Annotated in this window: 19 protein-coding genes; 10 read left to right on the top strand and 9 right to left on the bottom strand. The window is 49.0% G+C overall.

Annotated features, from left to right (window positions below):
- Positions 1-59: 59 nt before the first annotated feature.
- Positions 60-962, top strand: coding sequence for a LysR family transcriptional regulator (locus tag ACZ520_RS14605; protein WP_088564404.1), 903 nt, complete (start codon positions 60-62; stop codon positions 960-962).
- Positions 963-1,001: 39 nt separating this feature from the next.
- Here ACZ520_RS14605 and ACZ520_RS14600 read toward each other — a convergent pair whose 3' ends face one another.
- Both ACZ520_RS14600 and ACZ520_RS14595 read right to left on the bottom strand, forming a co-directional pair.
- Positions 1,002-1,415: a hypothetical protein gene (locus tag ACZ520_RS14600; protein ID WP_232469133.1), complete on the bottom strand. Its 414-nt coding sequence runs from the start codon at positions 1,413-1,415 to the stop codon at positions 1,002-1,004.
- Positions 1,403-2,731 carry a transglycosylase SLT domain-containing protein gene (locus tag ACZ520_RS14595; RefSeq protein WP_464126258.1) on the bottom strand — a complete coding sequence of 443 codons (1,329 nt, stop codon included), beginning with the start codon at positions 2,729-2,731 and terminating at the stop codon, positions 1,403-1,405. The genes ACZ520_RS14600 and ACZ520_RS14595 overlap by 13 nt, the downstream gene beginning before the upstream one ends.
- 201 nt (positions 2,732-2,932) lie before the next feature.
- On the opposite strand from ACZ520_RS14595, the gene ACZ520_RS14590 reads away from it, so the two are divergent.
- Positions 2,933-3,397: a hypothetical protein gene (locus ACZ520_RS14590; protein WP_416480089.1), complete on the top strand. Its 465-nt coding sequence runs from the start codon at positions 2,933-2,935 to the stop codon at positions 3,395-3,397.
- Positions 3,394-4,497: a hypothetical protein gene (locus ACZ520_RS14585; protein ID WP_416480090.1), complete on the top strand. Its 1,104-nt coding sequence runs from the start codon at positions 3,394-3,396 to the stop codon at positions 4,495-4,497. Before ACZ520_RS14590 ends, ACZ520_RS14585 begins: the two co-directional genes overlap by 4 nt.
- Positions 4,498-4,524: 27 nt before the next feature.
- Here ACZ520_RS14585 and ACZ520_RS14580 read toward each other — a convergent pair whose 3' ends face one another.
- On the bottom strand, positions 4,525-5,973 hold the full coding sequence (locus tag ACZ520_RS14580) for an adenylate/guanylate cyclase domain-containing protein (RefSeq protein WP_464126255.1): 1,449 nt from the start codon (positions 5,971-5,973) through the stop codon (positions 4,525-4,527).
- Positions 5,974-5,991: 18 nt separating this feature from the next.
- Positions 5,992-7,458, bottom strand: coding sequence for a class I SAM-dependent methyltransferase (locus ACZ520_RS14575; RefSeq protein ID WP_464126253.1), 1,467 nt, complete (start codon positions 7,456-7,458; stop codon positions 5,992-5,994).
- A 175-nt stretch (positions 7,459-7,633) separates the two neighbouring features.
- On the opposite strand from ACZ520_RS14575, the gene ACZ520_RS14570 reads away from it, so the two are divergent.
- Together ACZ520_RS14570 and ACZ520_RS14565 are read left to right on the top strand one after the other, a co-directional pair.
- Positions 7,634-9,163 carry a YiiX/YebB-like N1pC/P60 family cysteine hydrolase gene (locus ACZ520_RS14570; protein ID WP_417868320.1) on the top strand — a complete coding sequence of 510 codons (1,530 nt, stop codon included), beginning with the start codon at positions 7,634-7,636 and terminating at the stop codon, positions 9,161-9,163.
- A 150-nt stretch (positions 9,164-9,313) separates the two neighbouring features.
- Positions 9,314-10,123 carry a dioxygenase family protein gene (locus tag ACZ520_RS14565; RefSeq protein WP_015092092.1) on the top strand — a complete coding sequence of 270 codons (810 nt, stop codon included), beginning with the start codon at positions 9,314-9,316 and terminating at the stop codon, positions 10,121-10,123.
- On the opposite strand, the gene ACZ520_RS14560 is transcribed toward ACZ520_RS14565, so the two are convergent.
- The 3 genes from ACZ520_RS14560 to ACZ520_RS14550 form a co-directional block, all read right to left on the bottom strand.
- On the bottom strand, positions 10,120-10,590 hold the full coding sequence (locus ACZ520_RS14560; protein ID WP_088564409.1) for a hypothetical protein: 471 nt from the start codon (positions 10,588-10,590) through the stop codon (positions 10,120-10,122). The genes ACZ520_RS14565 and ACZ520_RS14560 overlap by 4 nt on opposite strands.
- A gap of 90 nt (positions 10,591-10,680) precedes the next feature.
- A complete protein-coding gene (locus tag ACZ520_RS14555) occupies positions 10,681-11,787 on the bottom strand; it encodes a fatty acid desaturase (protein ID WP_088564410.1) in 1,107 nt (368 codons plus the stop codon).
- A 50-nt stretch (positions 11,788-11,837) separates the two neighbouring features.
- Positions 11,838-12,461 (bottom strand): porin family protein, encoded by a 624-nt coding sequence (locus ACZ520_RS14550; RefSeq protein ID WP_088564411.1) that lies wholly within the window; start codon positions 12,459-12,461, stop codon positions 11,838-11,840.
- A gap of 124 nt (positions 12,462-12,585) precedes the next feature.
- On the opposite strand from ACZ520_RS14550, the gene ACZ520_RS14545 reads away from it, so the two are divergent.
- Together ACZ520_RS14545 and recO are read left to right on the top strand one after the other, a co-directional pair.
- Positions 12,586-13,572, top strand: coding sequence for a hypothetical protein (locus ACZ520_RS14545; RefSeq protein WP_416480095.1), 987 nt, complete (start codon positions 12,586-12,588; stop codon positions 13,570-13,572).
- Positions 13,569-14,168 (top strand): DNA repair protein RecO, encoded by a 600-nt coding sequence (gene recO / locus ACZ520_RS14540; RefSeq protein ID WP_088564413.1) that lies wholly within the window; start codon positions 13,569-13,571, stop codon positions 14,166-14,168. The genes ACZ520_RS14545 and recO overlap by 4 nt, the downstream gene beginning before the upstream one ends.
- 3 nt (positions 14,169-14,171) lie before the next feature.
- Here recO and ACZ520_RS14535 read toward each other — a convergent pair whose 3' ends face one another.
- Positions 14,172-15,056: a tyrosine-type recombinase/integrase gene (locus ACZ520_RS14535; protein WP_374031034.1), complete on the bottom strand. Its 885-nt coding sequence runs from the start codon at positions 15,054-15,056 to the stop codon at positions 14,172-14,174.
- 187 nt (positions 15,057-15,243) lie between these two features.
- On the opposite strand from ACZ520_RS14535, the gene ACZ520_RS14530 reads away from it, so the two are divergent.
- From ACZ520_RS14530 to ACZ520_RS14520, 3 genes are all read left to right on the top strand, one after another.
- The gene (locus tag ACZ520_RS14530; protein ID WP_088564415.1) at positions 15,244-16,302 is read left to right on the top strand and encodes a sigma-54 interaction domain-containing protein; all 1,059 of its coding nucleotides are present in this window, start codon (positions 15,244-15,246) and stop codon (positions 16,300-16,302) included.
- 252 nt (positions 16,303-16,554) lie between these two features.
- Positions 16,555-17,865, top strand: coding sequence for a hypothetical protein (locus ACZ520_RS14525; RefSeq protein WP_464126248.1), 1,311 nt, complete (start codon positions 16,555-16,557; stop codon positions 17,863-17,865).
- Positions 17,866-18,009: 144 nt separating this feature from the next.
- Positions 18,010-18,624 carry a hypothetical protein gene (locus tag ACZ520_RS14520; RefSeq protein WP_374031031.1) on the top strand — a complete coding sequence of 205 codons (615 nt, stop codon included), beginning with the start codon at positions 18,010-18,012 and terminating at the stop codon, positions 18,622-18,624.
- On the opposite strand, the gene ACZ520_RS14515 is transcribed toward ACZ520_RS14520, so the two are convergent.
- Positions 18,621-19,271, bottom strand: coding sequence for a TetR/AcrR family transcriptional regulator (locus ACZ520_RS14515; protein WP_374031030.1), 651 nt, complete (start codon positions 19,269-19,271; stop codon positions 18,621-18,623). The two genes, ACZ520_RS14520 and ACZ520_RS14515, sit on opposite strands and share 4 nt — an antisense overlap.
- Between the last annotated feature and the right edge of the window lie 117 nt (positions 19,272-19,388).

Genomic DNA, 19,388 nt, shown 5'->3' with positions numbered 1-19,388 from the left:
ATGTTTTAAAAATTAGATATTCTTTAACAAGTTATTCGCTAAAAGCAATGAGGTGAAATATGCCCGTTCGTATCGAAAATCAGGTTCAATGGCTGAACTACCATCATCTGCATTATTTCCACGTTATTGCCAAAGAGGGCAGTATCGCCAAGGCCGCTGAAAAGCTGAACATGGGTCAACCGACTCTTAGTATTCAATTAAAGCAGTTGGAAGAGTCCTTGGGAAAGAATCTTTTTGAAAGGCGCAAACAACGCCTGTTTTTGACAGAAGCCGGGAAGATTGCATTTGAATATGCCGACCAGGTGTTTCGCCTGGGAGCGGAAATGGTGGAGGTTTTGCAGGATCGTATGCAGAACAACCGTGTGCACGTACAAATCGGAGCATTGGACAGCGTGCCCAAACCTATCATTTCTGAAGTGGTGCTTCAGGCCTATAAGCAGGGGAATTGTGCGGTTTCGGTTTTGGAAGGTGCGGGCAATGATTTGTTGCGCGAACTCAGCGCGCATCAGATTGATCTGCTGCTTTCAAACTATCCTCCGAACGTGGATTTCCAGACGGTGTATGCCAAGTCCATCGCCAAACTCGATGTGGTGGTGTGTGCCTCGGCGAAGTACAAACATCTGCGCCGGGATTTTCCGTATTCACTGGAAGGTCAGCCGTTTATTTTTCCGACCATTCACAGCCGTCTGCGCCGGGATCTGGAACATTATTTTTCTATCAATGGCATTCGTGTGGATCGCATCGCGGAAACTCAGGACACCAGTCTGCAAAAGCTGCTGGGTCAAGAGGGCGTGGGGCTGATTCCGATTGTGGAGGTCGCAGCATCGGATCTGATCCGGGAGAAAAAGCTGGTGGTGCTGGGAACATTGCCGGGCATTTATGAAGAGATCTGGCTGATGGCGGCCAACCGCAAGATTGACAATCCAATCGCGGCGAAGTTGATGAAGGGTTTTACATTATAAAAGAAAAACGGCGGGAAACCCGCCGTTTGTTTTTTGTTGTTATGTACAAAGCGCTGAAAGGATCTTCAGTGCTTCCACTGCTTCTGGAACCACACCGCCCTCACGGCTGGTGGAGTTTTCAATGTGCACCTTCGTGGAGTGGCAGGATTTTGCCGACACCTGGCGCATGCGGATCAGGGCGACATAGTTATCGAACTCCGTCAGGCTGCGGTACTCCTCAAGGCGCGGATCGTTGTCGGGTGTGGTCTCGATGTCCGGCAGTTCAATGGTGTTCAATCGTGAGTACAGGAAGTCCTTGTAGGATTCCAGTTGGCGCAAACGAACTGAGGTGTCACCTTCCAGTTGCATGGCATTGATCAGCTCGTCCGTCGCGCGGTACGTTTGCAGATCCTGAAAAGCCATTGCGGAATTGCCGGCAAGAACGAAAGCCAGAATCATCACTAGTTTACGCATGTGCCACCTCCTACTGCGTTTTCGATATTATTCAAAGTTTTTGTGATCTCAGGGAAATAACGGGACGTTTCCTTGCGACGAGCGCTGGATTTGTTGGCGCTGGCCGGGAATTTTTGCATGTACTGCTGCATTTGCTGGATGAACTGATCCGCGTTGGTCACGGTTTTTCCTCTGTAGAATGTGTTCAACAAAGTTTTTGCCGGTGTCCAGGTTCCTGCCGGGCCGGTGTTGTGGGACCAAACCATCAAAGCACGCTTGATCTTGTTCAGGTCAAATTCAGACATGCGGAATTTGTTTTTATAGTTTTTGTTTTCGAAGATCATGTTGTTCATGTCCGCTTTAACCCCTTTCAGGTAAGCGTACGTGTAAATCATGTTCTTCATTGGATTGCCGTTTTTCAAAGAAATGCGTTCACAGGACTGCGCTTTGCCTGGGCGGATCGGTTCCATCTTATCCAGAAGCTCCATGGAAAGGCGGCTGCACAGAGGATTCTTGTTGCCTTCCAAAGAGATACGAACCGCGTTCAGTTCATTGGAATTCACATCCTGAATAGCAGGGGCGGTGAACTGGCCGATACCGCCAGCGCCAGTGCCACTCATGGCGTTGACATGGAATCCGGATTCGATATTGATCAAAGCGTAAACCGCGCGAACATCCAGATTCTGTGTTTCCTCGTCCTTGCCCGGAGCAATAAAGTCCTTCATGCAAGAGCTGACCAGTTCAAAGCTGTTGTTCACCATCTTGAAGTAGTTTTCAGAAATACAAGGGCGGAAGGCTTGGCGGGCGGCGCCAGCGGCATTGCACTGACGGAAGGTTTTGCTGCTGACACCAAATTTCGTGTTCATGCCCATTTGAATGCACGACGCTTTAATAATGGAGTTTGCTTTGATCGGTGCACGGATCAGATCACCCAGCAGGCTGTTCTGTGACTCCACGGCCGTTTTCATCTCTGCTTCCAGATAATTGTTCTGGGCATTGCACTGCATGTAGCGCATATTGCGGATTTCTTCCTGGCAGGTGTCGCAGTTGCGGTTGGCAACATTGTCACCCCAGCCAAACAGGCTTTGGAAGCTTTTGGTTTTTTCAATCTTGTCGAGGGCATGCTCAATAATAGGAATCGGCTCTGAGGTTGTTTCCTCTTCCTTTTTGTTTTCCACTTTGGCTTTGGAGGCGTTCACGTTAAATGGCGCTGCCAGCCCCTTTTCTTCCTTGGAAGCCAGGTCCAAATGGAAGTCCACAGGTTTCATATTCCAGCCCATGCTAAAGCAAAGGGTCAGAAACAGCATTTTGTACAAATGGGGTGTGGTAGCTCTCATGAAGCCTCCTCACGGCCTTAAAGAGCAAGAGGCCTGCCAAAGAGGATTCCACAATTATCAAGGACTTGCGGGACTGTAAGCTGTCTCGTTATGAGATTGCCAGTGTCAAAGGCCTAAACGGTCATCGCCCTGTCTAGATCATCAACAGGGAGTCTTGACGGCCATAATAGTGATTTATACTATAAACAACATGGAGTTAACATGAAGTTCTTTATGGCTTTTCTTGCGATCGGATTTGCGGGCTGCTCCCAAATGCAATACATGGAAGTTCCTGAATACAAAATAACAAAAAATGGTCCATTCATTCTGTCTGAATCACCTGAACTTTGGAAAGTATTTGACCGCAGTTTGTCCAAGACAGAAAGAAGACTGAACTTTTTGATTACTAATAAAGACTCGAAGCCTCACAGCCTTTTTCTGAATCAGGCAAGTTTAACTATTAATATGGAAAAGAAAGCAATCTCCTGCCAAAACATCGCCAGACCAATGAATGTTCTGGTGATGGAGCAAGATCAGGTTTCTCAAATCCAATGTAAACTTGAGATAAGTCCCAACAAGGAGAATCAACTGGCAAATAGGGACTCCTTGGTGAAGTTAGAGATACCGACAGATTCAGGGGTTACAGTAGCTATCGAACGGATTTTTCGAATCGAGGAGTTCAGATGATGAAGTTACTGATAATCGTGGTTTCGTTGTTTTTATCGCAGGCCGCTTCTGCTAGAGGTGGATCAGGGGCTGCATTTATCGTTGGGGCCATTGGCGGAGTTGCCGCAGCGGGAGCTTCCGCAGAACAAGGTCGCCTGCCCGAAGAGCTGAGTGATTGGGCGGATCCGTTATCTCAAAGCACCTCCAGGTTGGATTCTCAATGCGGAGTTCTGACAGAGATGAAACTGGTACGCACCAGTCGACTGAATTATCTCTTTTTTGGATTAAGAAATGAAAGCGGCAAAGATGTCATGGCTCGTCTGGATCGGGTTAGGGCGACATTTGGTAATGGTCGGGAAAGACTTCTTCTGGCGACGGGCAATAGTACTTTGGAAGTCAAGAATGGTTGGTATGCCTGGGGCTTTATTCCGTTTCCGCGAAAGACAGACTTCAGAAGCCAGGACACATTGAAATTGGCTGTGCCTTTGGTTGTGGGTGGAAATGTTACTTGTGATTTGCAGGCAAAATTTATTCGTAATAAGGCAATTGCAGAGGATCAAAACTCCTACATTGAGGCGGGAGCTTTCGTAATGTCTATGGGTCTGTCCACGACATTAGGTGCCACCAAAGGCATTACTGACGTCGCTGAGCCTTACCATCATGGTCAGGTAGAGTTTTACTTTGCGGGCTTTAAAGAGGTTGATAGGGGAGTCTATTGGCAATTTGGCGCTAGTGAGTTGGGAGAGGTTCGGAACTCCAGCTCTTTTGGGAATCGGCAATATGAGAAGGCAAATATGATAGATATGTCCATTGGAAGAGCCTGGAGAAGCTTCTACGGCGAGGAGACCTCCGGTTACTTTAGCGTGGGGCCGTCCATGGGGCTGGTGCAGGCATTTATTCATAGTGGTGAGACGGAGAAAGATACAAAGTTTACCGTTGGTGCATATGGTTCATACAGTTTTGAGTGGAGATATTCTCGAGTGTATATGGGAGAATTTAGGGGTGACTATTCCATTGGTTTCACCGTCTTTGCTAAATACTATCCCTATGTTTTCGATGTAGGCCAGTCTGACGTGGGTATGCTGGGAGCAAGTTTGGATCTTTTGCGCATTGGTTACTAGGAAGGCAACCAGCGTCGTTTCTATTGCCTAATTGGCAATGAGGGTGGCAGCCTTAGCTTCGGCGGCTTCGTAACCACAGGCGCGGCACTTCATTACGAAGTGGCCCTGGGCATTCGTATCCAAATAAAGGATAGAATCCGGGCAGTGAGGGCAGGAGCTTGCAGAAACATCCTTGCGCACAATCGGAGCCTGATTCAGTTCAAAGACATAGTGAGTGTCGCCTTCAAAACCTTTGATCACGCGTTCGCCGATGTTTTTTACGGCAAAGCCTTCCATCTGCAACGTCTGTGCGATGTCGGAATCAATCAGAATCTGATCCGGTTCCGCCAAGTTTGTCAGGCGGGAGGCAAATGGCAGTGGCGCGCCAATGGCCGTGTAAGAACGGAAGAACTTTTTATTACCATAGAAGCCCACGTTGGCGTAACCGGCAGAAATACCGATGCGGATCTGCATTTCCTTTTTCCAGTTTAGCAGATAGAACTCACGATCCTGACGAAGGGCTTCGCGCACCTCCAGGGCGGCAAGGCACGTTCTTTGTGTATAGTCTCCGTAGCGGATCGGATCGTTGGCAAAGGCCAGAATGCCGTCGCCTTGGAACTTGTCGATGGTGATGTCGTATTTCAGGAAGATACTGACAACCGTGTCCATGAACCTTGCCAGAACCAGATCCACTTTGGCCTGATCCAGACGGACCACGCGTTCCGTGGAACCGACGATGTCCACAAAGATGGCGCAAATCTGCGCACGGCGAACACCTTTTTCCAGATCCACTTTGCCTTCACGGATGGCTTGCACCACCTGCGGGCTGAACTGGGTGCTTAAGGTATTCAGACGGACAGCTTCTTCTGTTTTGGATTTGATAATGTGATCTCGGTTGGCGATTTCGGCCTTGAGGGCCAGGCGGCTGTTGATCTCACGCATGCGCAGCTGTTCGTGGAAGAAACGAATCAGGAAGCAAATCACGATAGAGCCGACAATAAAGAACGAATTCAAAACCACCGGCCACAGATCCGTCACAGCCTGAATTTTCAGTGCAGTGAACAGATAATAAGGCAGATAGATTCCCAAAGCGGTGGCGACAAAAAAGCCCGTGGAAAACGGAATGAACGAAAGTCCCCCGATGGCCACCAGGTTCAACCCGGCATAGTAGCCGGTGCCCACGTCAGGGATAAAATAAATCATGATGTTGATGGGTAAAGCCACGAGCCCCGCATACAGGGCGGCAAACCACTGGGCGCGATGGAAGCTTTGCTCTTTGCGCAGTTCGTACTTGGCCACCAGACACAGCGGAATGATGGTCAGGCGCAGACCCAGGAACAGCCATTTGAACTGGGGAACGTAAATCAGATCGGCAATCCAGAAGGCCATGAACAAAGGCACGGCCATCCAGTTTGCGATGACTCGCAGGACAGATCTGATTTCTTCAATCACCTCAAACTCGCGCATTTGTGAGGTGGTGATTTCTTTCCCCAGCATTCAGTTCCTCAAAGCTTCCTATTTCTGAATCACTACAAACAGATTCACACCCAGAGGCTCTTTTTCCACCCAGATCTTGGAACCCATGTCTTTGAATATACGCAGCAGGTCCTCTTCAGAGCGGTAAATCAGATGCCAGTCCAGAACCAGCTCCATGAACGGCACACAAGGATTGTCCTTGCTGAAGTTGCCGATCACGACATGGCCGCCTGGTTTTACAGATGCCAGCATTTTTTGTGCTGCCATTTGTGCCACAGGTTCTGTGAAGTAATCAAACAGGCCGGCAGAATAGATCAGATCATAATCTGTCTCGGGGCAGCCAGCCGCGATCACGTTGCGGATCGCCATATTGTTGAATTTGAATTTAAAGCCGGATTTCACAAAGCGCTCAACAGAGTGCAACTGTCTTTGCGCGTGTTTCAGGGATTCTTCATCCTGATCCAGGCACGTGAATTCAGCCGGACGGCCATAATAAGGAGCCGCATTCTGCAGGAAGATCTGCTGTTCCATCGCAGGACCGCTGGCCACGGAAAGAACTTTTACCGGAGTCGTCGGTGGAGTGCGCTCAAACAGTTGAGTGATTTTTTCAAACAAATACTGACCACGGTTTTTTACCGCCGCACCGGCAGGTTCATCGATGAAGTATTTGTGCATGCACTGGTCAAACAGGGTTTTACCCACCAGTTCGTCGCGGTACAGGTGATTCATCATTTCATAGTCACCGGCATAGCCGCGTGGTTTGAAGTAAGCACGGTTGGCAAACGGAGCACCGTAAACCAGGTGACCCACCTGTTCACGGGCAAAGTCGGTGGCCCACTTCATTTGTTCTGGCGTGAAGTCTTTCACAAGCTTCGGAACATCTGCGTATTTCATTGGAATGACCTGGCCCAGATAGTCGGACACAGAGTCCGCAATCGTCATGCGATAGTCTTGAGCTTCTTTCCAGCTATCGACCGGGGATTCCTGTTCCAGTTTGTCGATGCGGGATTTTAGCTTTTCCAGCCAGTCCTTCATCTCGTACACAAATGTTTTAAATTCTGCCGGCAGTTGTGCCAGGTGCATGGCATATTCAGTCTGCGCATTGATAACTTCAGAAGACACTTCCAGAGCTTTGATGCGGTCCACTTTCAAAGGTTCACCCAGAACCTCAAAACCCACGATCATTTCGCCGGTCACAGACTTGCTGTGGTTTTCAGAGCGAGCCCAGCGCAGGGAAACGTGCTGGGTTTGAATGTTTTTATAAAGGACGTCGGCTTCGAAGTGGGGATTTTTATCCCACCAAGCTTTCAAGTCCGCGTATTCCGCGCCAGGAACCAAAACAGCGCAACCAAAAGAACTGATGTTCAGAACTTCCAGATTGCGGCCGGGGATAGTTAGGAAGCAGGCACCAGGCTCAATATCATTGCGATCCTGACGAATCACTTTTTTGCGTGTGTTTTCATCGATCTGGAAAAATTCCTGCTTCATAGCGCCGTTGCCGCTCATGCTGACTCCTCTAGGTTGAAATAACTGATGTAAAACTAAGCAAGGCTCTTATCGTACTTATGGGGTACGAAGAATACGGGACCAAAGCAGGGGGAGCGTTCTTATTATACTTTAGTCCAGTTGGTTTTGTTCCTTAAGTGACCGAAAAAGAAAGGGACTAATTAGGAGATTATTTATGAAGAAGCTCGTTTTATTGGGGGCCGCTGCGGCGGTGGGGTTGGTTACGGCCTGCACATCACCATTTAAATCTGAAGTTAAAACATATCGTCATCCGGCCAGCACGGAAGAGCTGATCACGGGCAGTCGCAAGGTTCTGGCGGATATCGGCAATCCTCAGGTGTTTAATGCCAAGACTTGTGCGGGCTTTGTGAACAAAGTCACAGACTATCTATATTATCTGCCAGCAGATCATTTCCTGCCAAAGAATGCCACAGAAGTGGAGCAATTGAAGTCCGTCGGACCTGAAGTGATGGACACCATCTTCCAGATCCGCGTGGCTTTGCATGATAAATTGCAGGAGTTTGAATCCCGCAATGAACTGAGCAAAGAGTGCATCCTGGAAATGCGTGAAGGCTTCCAGTATGCACGATTCTCTGAAGAGTACCTTTTGGACTGGCTTTACACCAACAAGGTCTTCACCTTCAAAAAGACCCCGATCATGGTGAATTCAAAGCCGGACACCTGGACAAATCCGAAGTATTCCGGTTTTGAATTGAAAAGCGGGGATGTTCTTTTGATCCGTGGTAAGTCCTATGTTTCTGCCATGATTGCGCGAATCTCTGACGAAGAAGGCAACTTCTCGCACTTGGCAGTTGTTGGTGAAGACAAGGCCGGGAAAAAATACATCGTTGAAGCATTGATTCAGTACGGGGTGATTGTGACTCCGCTGGAAAAGTGGCGTCAGGCTGAAGATGCGCGTGTGGCGCTTTATCGTCAGCCGGATGAAGCTTTGGCGAAGAAAGCTGCGCGCTTTATGTATGATCACGCCAAAGGTGCTTTGGATCGCAAAAAAGGCATCCGCTATGACTTTGCCATGGACGATGATGACTATTCATCTTTGTTCTGTTCTGAAGTTATCCGCATGGCTTACGACAAAGCCTCCGGTGGTCAATTTATCGTTCCTAAATATCGCAGCACGGTTTCCAAGTTTAAGAACACGGATTATCCGCGTTCACTGGGTGTGACCAAAACTTCTTTGTTCTCGCCTTATGATATCGAAGTGGATCCTCGTTTTGACTTCGTCGCTGAATACCGCTTCATGCCGCTGCTTCGTCAGGTGCGCATGCAGGATGCGGTCATGCAAAGTGTTTACGGCTGGATGATTGATAAAGATTATACGTTCCACTGGGCACCTCAGCACAGTGTGAAGGCTTACTTTGCCAAAATGGTTCGTCAGTTCGGTGTGGCGAAAGATACTTTGCCGAAGTACATGCCTGTCGACAGCATCAAAACGAACGTGCAGTTTGAAGCGGTAGCGACTTTGCTTGAAAAGAACATCTATGAAAAAGAAAAAGAGTTCTATCAGAAGAAAGGCTATCTGCCGTCCTTCCAGGACATGCTGGCGATCAACGAAGCTTACCGCGTCGCTGATTGCAAGAAACATCAAGAGTACCGCAAACAGCCAATGACGGTGGATAACAAGCCACTTCCGGATGAATCAAAGTTCCACTGGTTCTTCTATAATAAGAGCAAAAAGTGTGAATAATTAGGATTTCCATCTCAAATGGAAACGCTGAAAGCCGCCACCTGTATCAGGTTGCGGCTTTTGGCATTTTAGGGCTCCATGCTGAATCCATAGTGCCTTGATATTCTGTGTTCAAGACGGCGGTGTTCTGTCTGAAAGGAATCAGAGGATATGGAAATCAAAAGACTGTCTCGCAGAGAGCTGATCAAATACGGTGGAATCGCCCTTTTCGGAGCGGCCGCAGGCGGAGTGCTTGCTGGCTGTTCCCAAACGAATTTTTCCAATGCCGTGGCTGATGGCGCAGAGTCTGTCAGTGATGGTAATGGCGGAAGCTGTGCCCAGATTCCCTCTGAAACTGCGGGACCGTATCCTGCCCATGATGACAGCGCCATCAACGTGTTAAGACTGAACGGAATTGTTCGCAGTGATATTCGCAGCAGTCTGAATACGGGTGGCTATACGGGAAGCTCAACGGCCACCGGGGTGCCTTTGACCCTGACGTTGAACTTGCTGGATGTGAACGCGTCCTGTGCGCCTTTGGCGGGGTATGCGATCTATTTGTGGCATTGTGATATTAACGGCAAGTATTCAATGTATTCATCCGGCGTCACCAGTGAAACTTATCTGCGTGGCGTGCAGCAGACCGACAGCAATGGCAGCGTGACGTTTCAGACGATCTTTCCGGGTTGTTATGATGGTCGTATGACCCATATCCACTTCGAGATTTATCCCAGCATGGCTGAAGCCGTGGATGACAGCTATATCGTCAGAACTTCACAGCTGACGTTCCCGCTGGCGACTTCTAGTTCCGTATATAACAATGCTTCGGGGTATTCGGCCAGCAAAACCAATTTTAACAAAATCAGTTTTGCCACGGACAATGTGTTCAGCGATGGGACCGCTTATCAGATGGCGAGCATCCAGTCCGGAAACTACAGTTCCGGCTTTGTCGCCAGCCTTGATGTGGGGATCAAAGCTTAAGGTTTTGCGGATTCAAAATAGGAAATGATCGGGGAGGTCTTGGTGTTTTTCACCGCCAGACGAACCCCGTCGTGTTCAATTTGGGTTTCGGTGCCTTCGCCGTGACCCACTTCGGATTCATCTTTTTGGGCATCTTCCGGCAGCAGGGCCTGCACGTCTTTTAGATGCACTTTTCCTTCAGGGATGCGGTGATAGAACGATTGCACCTTGCCGTCTTTGATTTCAATGGTGGTGTCATAATCCAGGCTGCCGGTTTTATAGAACAGCAGCGTGTCTTTGTTTTCAGTCTTTAACGGCTTACCCAGCAGTTTGGTGATTTCGGCTTTGGTGGTTTTACCCGGGGTTACAGAGGCCAGCTTCTTTGGCAGGTATTTCGCCTTAAAAGAGGCAGCAAAGCCATCAGCCAGAGCGGGTAGTGACAAAGTCAGCCCTGCACTCAAGATCACCGCAGAAAGAGTTTTAAGCATAACAACCTCCTGAAAAAACAAAACCCACAACCAATTAAAGTTGTGGGTTTGTGCTGGCGTCAACGCCTATGTCAATAATGACAACCGGATCTAGACAGAGCGCAGATACACGCGCCATTGTTTCATGCCCATCTGGAATTCCAGTTTGGCAATTTCCATGTCACGGCGAAGCTCTTCCAGCTTGTGATCGTAAGCTTCTTTCAGTTCTTCACGTTTGCGAACAGCATCCAATTTGAACTGTTCATAATCCTCACGCAGCTTTTTCATTCTGTTCTGCGCTTCCAGGATCTTTTCTTTCATCTGAGCCAGTTTTTCTTCAGCAAAACCGTGTTTGGTCAGTTCGGCCGCTTCCGCCTGCAGACGGGCTTTCAGAATTTCCACGTGAGAGATCTGGCGAAGTTTGGTCGCAAGTCCCATCGCGCTCAAAGTGCGGATCACCCATTTAGTCGGATCCCAGTGATACCACTTGATACCGTTGCGATAGTCGATCTGGAACTTGTGGTGGAAGTTATGGTAACCCTCACCGTGAGTCAGAATCGCCACGAACCAGGAGTCACGGGCAGAGATTTCTTTGGAATAAGTCTGTTTGCCCAAAGTGTGGCAAAGAGAGTTGATGAAGAACGTGGATTGCTGGGTCAAAGCGATGCGCAAGCCCCCGGCAATCACCAGACCACCCAACCAGGAACCCATCGCCCAGCCCACCAGCATAGGGAAGATGAAGCCTGTCAGGATCGCGATTGGAACGTAGTGATCGTTCTGGAATTTCACCATCCAGTCTTTTTCAAGATCCGGAGCGTGGATTTTCTGATCGACGGAGTCCTTGAAGAACATCCAGCCCATGTGGGCGTACCAGAAGCCTTCATTGATGTTGTAAGGATCTTTTTCGCCATCAATGTGTGTGTGGTGACGGCGGTGGTCAGAAGACCATTTCAACGCAGAACCCTGGAAGGCGGAAGCACCGATCAAAAGGAACAGAGCTTTCACCAGTGGGTGAGCATCATAGCTTTTATGGGAGAACAAACGGTGATAGCCCGCCGTAATACCCAGGTTTGTTGCCGCGGCAAAAGCCAACGCGAAAAGAAGGATGTCCCATTGGAAACCGAAATTGTAGAAATAAATGGGGGCCAGGATGAGAGTGATCAGTGGATTCAGAACCAAGAACAAGGCCACTGGCCATTCGATACGTTTTTTTGTCATGAGGGCACCTCGTACTACTGAGTGTAACAGAGGCGCCATGATTTCAATACTTAAATGGAAAAGCCAAGGATAAATTTACCGTAAGTCCCATTCATATTGATATCTTGAGAGGGTGCGTTACCAGTCGAGTCTGTCGCATCATTCCATTGGAAATTCTGATATCCGAACTCAGCCCCTAATGAGAAGCCAATGAGCTTTACGCCAGCCTCTAAACCCACTGTGTACGAGCTGGGAGAGCCAGCCGAATAACTGGCTTTTTTAACACCAAATTCCGTGACTTTCAGGTCGGTGGAATGTGACAGGCCGTATGTGAGGATTGGCCCGGCATAGATCAGATTATCAATGGGACGCCAATTGAGCAGCAGCGCCGTTCGGCTGAAGTGGGCGGTATAGTCCAGTCCTGATTTTGAGGTCGAAAATTCCATATTCTCATAACGAATTCCGATGCCGGGCAAAAGTGGAATAGGAAGTGTGATAATTCCGTCTGCGCCCAGACCATAAAACGGAGTGACACTGGGAGCAGAACCGGCGCAGCCTGCGCACAAGGGGTTCAAGTCCGGATCTGAGTTCAACATGCCATAGGAAAGGCGCGCTTCAAAAAGATCGCGAGCTTGCGCGACGGGTGACATCAGCAAAAAAGAAAGAGCCAGAATCAGAATATTAAATAGACGCATAAACGAACTCCCAAAAAACCATTTCAGTGTAATGTTCCTTGCCGGGTTTCTCAAAACGGCGTCTTAAAATAAGACCTTCGTCTCACTCTCTTTTGTCGGGGAATCTGCTAGCCTTGAACGAAGTATGCTCATCGATGTTGTGCGCCCTGAGACCTGGGAAGAGTTGAACGATCAAGTGAAAACCTGTTTGGGGCTGGCGCCGCGAATTCGTGCGCGTGCCTATCAGGGGCTGTCTCAGGCAGTTTACGAAATTTCTCAGAGCACGGCTCACTTTATGTCCCACAAAAAAGCCATCGGTGTTGTTCAGGGTCAGACCTCTGTTTTTGAAGGTTTGCTGGGTTACTATTACAAAGAAACCTATGAAGTGAATGCCCGTTCGCACACTCAGATCACCGACGTGAAAGAGTGGGTGGAAAGTCTGAAGAAAGACACCTGCTTTGTTCTGTTCAGTGAAGATCATCCGGTGACGGGGGAGTTGTATCCTTTTGCCGACGAGCTGGATCGCCTGCTGAATGAAAAGCGCATTTTTTCTTTCCGTGTTTCTCACGCCAGACATTTTCATGAATCCGTTGAGATTCGCCCGTACACCGTTCGTTTGTGTTCTTATGCACCGATGGTGAGTGTGGCGATTTTGGGGGAGCGTTTCCGTTCTCCAGCTTTGCAGGTGCAAAATCAGTCCTGGCTGGAGGTGGACTTTATCAATCAACTGACGAAGGCCCGCGACGGTCGCAGTGTGAATCAGTTGTTGGTTGAAAAGTTTGAAACAGAAGCGGCCTCTGTCGCACAGCCTTTTTTAAAGCCGGGCAGTGCGAGACTGTATGACCGGGCGTTGTGTGTTTTCTCGGACGTCAGTGCGGAAGCTGTGGCGCAAAAGGTTTTCAGTAAGCTGGGGCTTTCCGCCGAAGAGGGCTGGAAGAAGCTTGAGACCACCAACATGTGCCAGTGGAATGCCATTAAAATGTTCCGCCACTGGTGGGAGCCGGCGCCGTCGTCTGACAGCCTGCGTGGGCTGCTGATTGTCGGCCCGGAACTGCTGGCGACAAAAGACTTTGCCAAGCTGCTGATATCTTCGTATGAAGATATCAAAGCCCAGCAAAGTTGGAATGTGTGACCCAAGCTCAGAATCGCTTCATTATCCTGAAGAAAATGAAATACTCCGAATCGGATCTGATTCTGCATGCCATTTCCACTCAAGGTGAAAAGCTGTCTTTTATGGCCCGGGGGGCAGCGAAGAGCAAAAAACGCTTTGGGGGCGGGGTTTTGGAGCCGACTCATTTTGTCAGCCTGACCTACAAACAATCTTCCGAGGAAGGCAAACTGCATGTCCTGCTGGAGGCCACACTGATTAATGATTTTGCCGGACTTCGCACGGACTATGACCGTCTGGAGCTGGCTTTGCACATCTTAGAGTGTGTCAGCAAAGTCAGTCAGGAAGGCGACCGTCATTCCGAGTTCCTGTTCAATCTTCTGGGACACACGTTGCGCGCCCTGGAAACGGCTCAGGATCCTTTGGTCGTAAAAATGCATTTCTATCTGAAGTTTCTTCTGCAGCAGGGTGTGGTGGATGCAGAACCCTGGATGGCACCCTTTCTTAAAACCAACATGGCCGACAGCAATCAACTGGTGTCATATCGTCAGATTGTCGATGATGAACTGAAGAACGTTGAACAAATGGTTCGTCATTATATCGTGAACGCCACTCTTTAAAGCTTATTTTCCTTTACCCAGCGGATGCAGGTTTTCCATGGTGCGGGCCAACTGATCAATGCCCAAGTGCGTGTACTTTTCCGTGGCCTGCAGACTTTCGTGGCCCAGAAGTTCCTGCAGAGTACGAAGGTTGGCGCCGCTGCTTAGCAGGTGAGTGGCAAAGCTGTGGCGAAGCGCATGGGGATGCAGCGGTTTTAAGAGCCCCGCACGAATGCCACTTTGGCGGACCATTTCGTAAGCCGTGCGGGAATTCAGTGGCTTTTCTCCGAAAACGTATTCATCAAAAGAGCTTTCCTTTTTCCATTTCAGCAGCACATCGACCGTCAAAGACGGCAGAGCCACGACACGCTCTTTGGAACCTTTTCCCTTCACGCGCAGAACTTTCTGCGAGATCTGCACTTCGCTCCACTTCAGATTGCAGGCCTCGCTGACACGCAGACCGCCCCCATACAAGAGCAGGAACAGAACTTTTTCTTTCAGCGGGATTTTCGAGTCGGCGTCGAAGCTTTTCAAAACGGAGAGCGCCTCATCCACACTCACAAAGTGCGGAAGCTTCTTAGGGACTTTCGGGCAGGTGATCTGCACGGACAAATCCTTCTCAGTCAGGCTTTCTTCAAAGGCCCAGGAAAAGAAGCTTTTCAGAGTGGCGGCTTTGCGGTTTCTAGAGGCCAGCGAAAGGTGCGCCCACTGGTTGAAGGCCGCCCGGGCCGTGGAAAGTAATTCGGACTCCGAAATTGATTTAGACTTAACTGAGGGATCTTCATAATTAAAGGCCTGCATCAGATCCAGGGAATAGTGCTTGATCGTAAGGGGCGAGGCTGACTTTATAAAAGTCATGTATTTCAGGTATTTATCTATATTTTCGGAAAGCTTAAATGCCTTCGCCATAGCCCTGAAAGTCCCTGTATTGGGTTTGAGACCCTAAAAAAAAGTTAACGTCGTGCATTATTTTTATTGCAATTACTACACGACCAAAGTTATAACTCAATGCGTTGTCGCGGCGTATCAAAGCGAGATAATCAAATTGAGACGCCCACCCAAGTTTAAAAAAGTACGTAAACCGAAAGGTGGAGCTATGAACGAAAACAACTCAACGACTGTTTTGCCCTCTTCTCAGAATGCAAACCAAGTTATGTGGAACACAAATCAAACTTCCAAAGTGGTTGAAAACAAGACCATCGTCTATCAGTCCGAAGTGATGGGCAGTTTGATGAAGATGATCGACCGTGTAGCTCCATCCCAAGCCAACATCCTGGTTCTGGGTGAATCCGGGACTGGTAAAGAGCTGATCGCCCGCTCCATCCATGATCGCTCCGGCCGCAAGAACAAACCGTTTGTTGCGATCAACTGCGGTGCCCTTCGTGAAACATTGCTTGAGTCCGAGTTGTTCGGTCACGAAAAAGGTTCCTTCACCGGCGCTTACAACCGCAAAATCGGTTTGGCTGAAGCGGCTAACGGCGGGACTTTGTTCCTTGATGAAATCGGTGAATTGGATCCAGCGATCCAGGCGAAGCTTCTTCGTTTCATCCAGGAAGGTGAAGTTTACCGTGTGGGTGGCAAAGACCCGATCAAAGTGGATATCCGTCTGATCTGTGCGACCAACCGTGAGTTGGATCAGGAAGTGACTCGTGGCAACTTCCGTGAGGACTTGTTCTATCGTATCAACACGATCGTGGTCAGCGCTCCGCCTCTGCGTCGTCGTAAGGAAGACATCCCTGCATTGGTGAATCACTTCCTGAACAACTCCCAGCACGCCTACCTGAACCGTGGTCGTTCTGTGAATGAAGAAGCGATGAAGGCTCTGATTCGCTACGAGTGGCCGGGTAACATCCGTGAACTTCAGAACGTGTGTGAAAGACTTCAGATCCTGTCTGATGGTCACATGATCATGCTGAATGATATCCCGGAAAACATCCGTAACGGTGAAGCTGAAAAAGACGTTATCGCTTACGATCCTGCGATGACTTTGCATGAGCTTGAAAAGCGTTACATCCTGAAAGCGTTGGCTCACTTTGGTGGCAACAAAACTCAGGCTGCAAACAACCTGGGTATCACGATCAAGACCCTTTATAACAAACTTCATGAGTACGGCGAATTCGAAAAATTCGCGGTTCACACGAAGCCGATGAAATAGTTTTTGTACTAGCAACCCGGAGTGGTTCCTCTCTCTTTCCACTCCGGGTGTTCTCTTCTCTCTTCAAAAGGCCCTTTGCGGGGCCTTTTGTCGTTTAAGCCCCTGGAACTGTTTGGAATTACCGCACTTCTCGCCGCAGAAAGCGGCACTGCTGTCAAAGTTGTGCGCAGGTAAAATACTCCAAAACGTACAGATTTGAGATGGTTTTGGCGCAGGCATTGCAACTCAAGGCCTTGGATAATAGAGGTTCATATGAAACGCGCTTCTGTAACATTATTGATGATTATTGCCATGGCCAGCTCTGCCAATGCGTGGATCAAACGTGGAAATGGCAACAACAATCCGCCAGCACCGCCGCCGCCGGGAGCTGTGGCTTCTCAGACAATGGGAAGTTGTGCAGATAATCTTTTTAATGGCTTGGATTTATGGCCGTCATCTGCTGAATATGCCTGTGGTCTGGGACGCGTGGATGTTCAATTCCAAAAATGCGTGATTGATCTTACGAAGGTTCTGGATAACAAGGCCAATCCAAATAAGGACCATTTGTCATACTCTGATCATAATAAATATGTTGGTCGTGCTGCTGATGTTTGTGTTACCTCCAAACGCGCAGATGCGGTTCAGTGTATGCTTGATTTGTCCAAGAAACGTTCGCTGACCTTGGAAAACGCTGCGTTCTTCTGCGAAAGAGGCGTTGAAAACAATTTGCCAGCTCAGCTTTGTACGGAAAGTCTGGAAAAGTCGTTCCCACGTTATGGTCAGGCTAAAGAGTATTCTCTATTTATCTGCCGCCAGTCAGCCAGCCCTACGTTTGATAAGTGCGTATCGCAACTTTACAACCAGGGTGCTCTTGAGGTTGAAAACAACCGCTTGCAGTACGATGCTTTGAGACTTTGTAAGAACGGAACCAACACCGCACTGAATAAGTGTATCGTGGATGAAGTTCAAAACCGCGGTCGTACGGGTGTTTCTGCGGCAGCCGTTTGTATGGAAAGACACGACGCTGAAACCCGCGCTCGTGCCGAGGCCGAACGTCGCCGTATTGAAGAACAGCGCCGTATCGAAGCAGCCAAGGCGGAAGCTGCGAATAAAGCGGCTGAAGAAAAACGTCGTCAGGAAGAACAGCGCAAAGCCGACGAAGTTCGTCGCCAGCAGCAGCAACAGCAAGAGCAGGCTCGTAAACAGGAAGAGGCTCGTAAGCAAGAAGAGCAGCGCCGTAAGGAAGAAGAAAACCGCAAGCAGCAGGAAAAGCCACAGCCGATCCCGCAGCAGCCTTCCAAGCCGACAGCTCCGACGACTCCTTCCCAGCCTTCTGTAGATTCCGGCAAACAGCAGGAAGAACAGAAGCGCAAAGACGAGGAAAAACGCCGTCAGGAAGAACAGCGTAAGGCTGACGAGAAACGCAAAGCGGACGAACAGAAAAAGAAAGACGAAGAAAAGAAAAAAGAGGAAGAGAAGAAGAACCAGGAATCCCAGCAGCCAGCGCCGCTCGATCCGGTGACGACTCCTCCGCCTCCACCACCAGATGGCGGTCTGATTATTGACCTGCCAATGCCTGAGTAATTTTCGTGAATCACCAAGGCCCCTCGTTTACAGCGAGGGGCCTTTTTCTTTTTTCAGCACCTAAGTCCTAAACAATTTATTTTGTGTTTACACCCTTACGGCCCCCGAAAGATCATCATTTCACGTGCATCTTAGGAGTACAGCATGAAAGTTTTTGCAGCAGCAGTGATGATGATTTTGGGGCTTTCCACGACGGTTCATGCCGAGTGGAGGTATGGCGTTCAGGTCGGGTACAGCCCGAACTACCTGGCGAAACTTTCCGGTGACGGTACGGTTTCAGGAACTCCGACAGACATTGATTATGATCTGGAATACAAAGGGGCCCTGGAGGTGGGATTTAACGCGTGGTACGCACCTCAACATTCCTGGGGTTTTATCAGTGGTATTTCTTTGGGTGGGGAGCGAGAGCTGGATAAGATGACCCTGAATGGAGTCACTTACAGTGCGACGGGTGAAACATCCAAATTCCAAACACACTTCCTTTACGCGGGCACGCTGTATCGCTGGGAATCCTTCTATCTTCCCCTGGGGCTTGCTTATGGTATCAACAAGTTCACTCCGGCGGGGACGGGGGACGGTGAAGCCACCAATGGTGTGGGTATTTTGTTTGGCCTGGGTTGGTTCTTTGCGGATAACTTCGTGATCGAATATATCGGTCGTTCAACGACGACAGAACTGAAACTTTCGTCCGGGACCGATACGATAAAAACAAAGGGCGCTATCGGAAGCGCCCTTTTGAACCTGAAGTATTTCTTCTAGGATTTGCCGATGCCCGCAGTGTAGTGGTTGATGAATCTGAGCGCGTTCTTGGTGACGATCTCTTCCGGGGTTTCGGAAAGAATCAGGTCAAACAGGAAGGCGCCGTGAAGATAAGTTTCAATCTCTTCGGCGATTTCATCCAGGGTGACGCCTTCCTTGATTTGTCCCATCTTTTGCAGACGTTCCAAGCGTTCAATCAGCTTGGGATCTGCGAACATAGGAATGCGTTCTAGTGCTTTTTTGCGGAACTTATTGTCTGTCAGGCACTGGCAGATGATGATTTTACCCAGGCAGTCGCGATCGTGGCTTTTACCCACCTTGAAATCGACATACTTGCTGAGTTCGGCGGCAAGGGTGTCTTGAGCCGGGTAGGCCAGCTCCTCCGTGCGGATCTCTTCGATGAAGCGTTCCACGATGGTAAGCAACAAACCTTCCTTGCCATCAAAGTAGCGACCGATCAGGGACTCGTTAACGTCTGCTTTCTTGGCAATCAACTTAGTAGTGGAGCCATCATAACCATGCTTGGAGAAGATTTCGATGCCCGCAGCGATCAGACGCTCTTCAGAAGCACTTCTGTCACGTTTTTTACCTTTTTGGCTATCAGCACTTTCGTCCTGATCAGTCTTAAGTTGAGATGTGTCAGACATGGATAAACCCCCTAAATACCTAAAATCACTATCTATAGGATACTGTATCATAAGGTCAATTGATATTCAATTAAGTAATTGATTGCATACTTATCATCGTTGGGGTACAAACTTGTA

The organism is Bdellovibrio sp. BIS2 (assembly GCF_055398295.1).
This window is presented reverse-complemented; position numbering and strand designations above follow the sequence as displayed.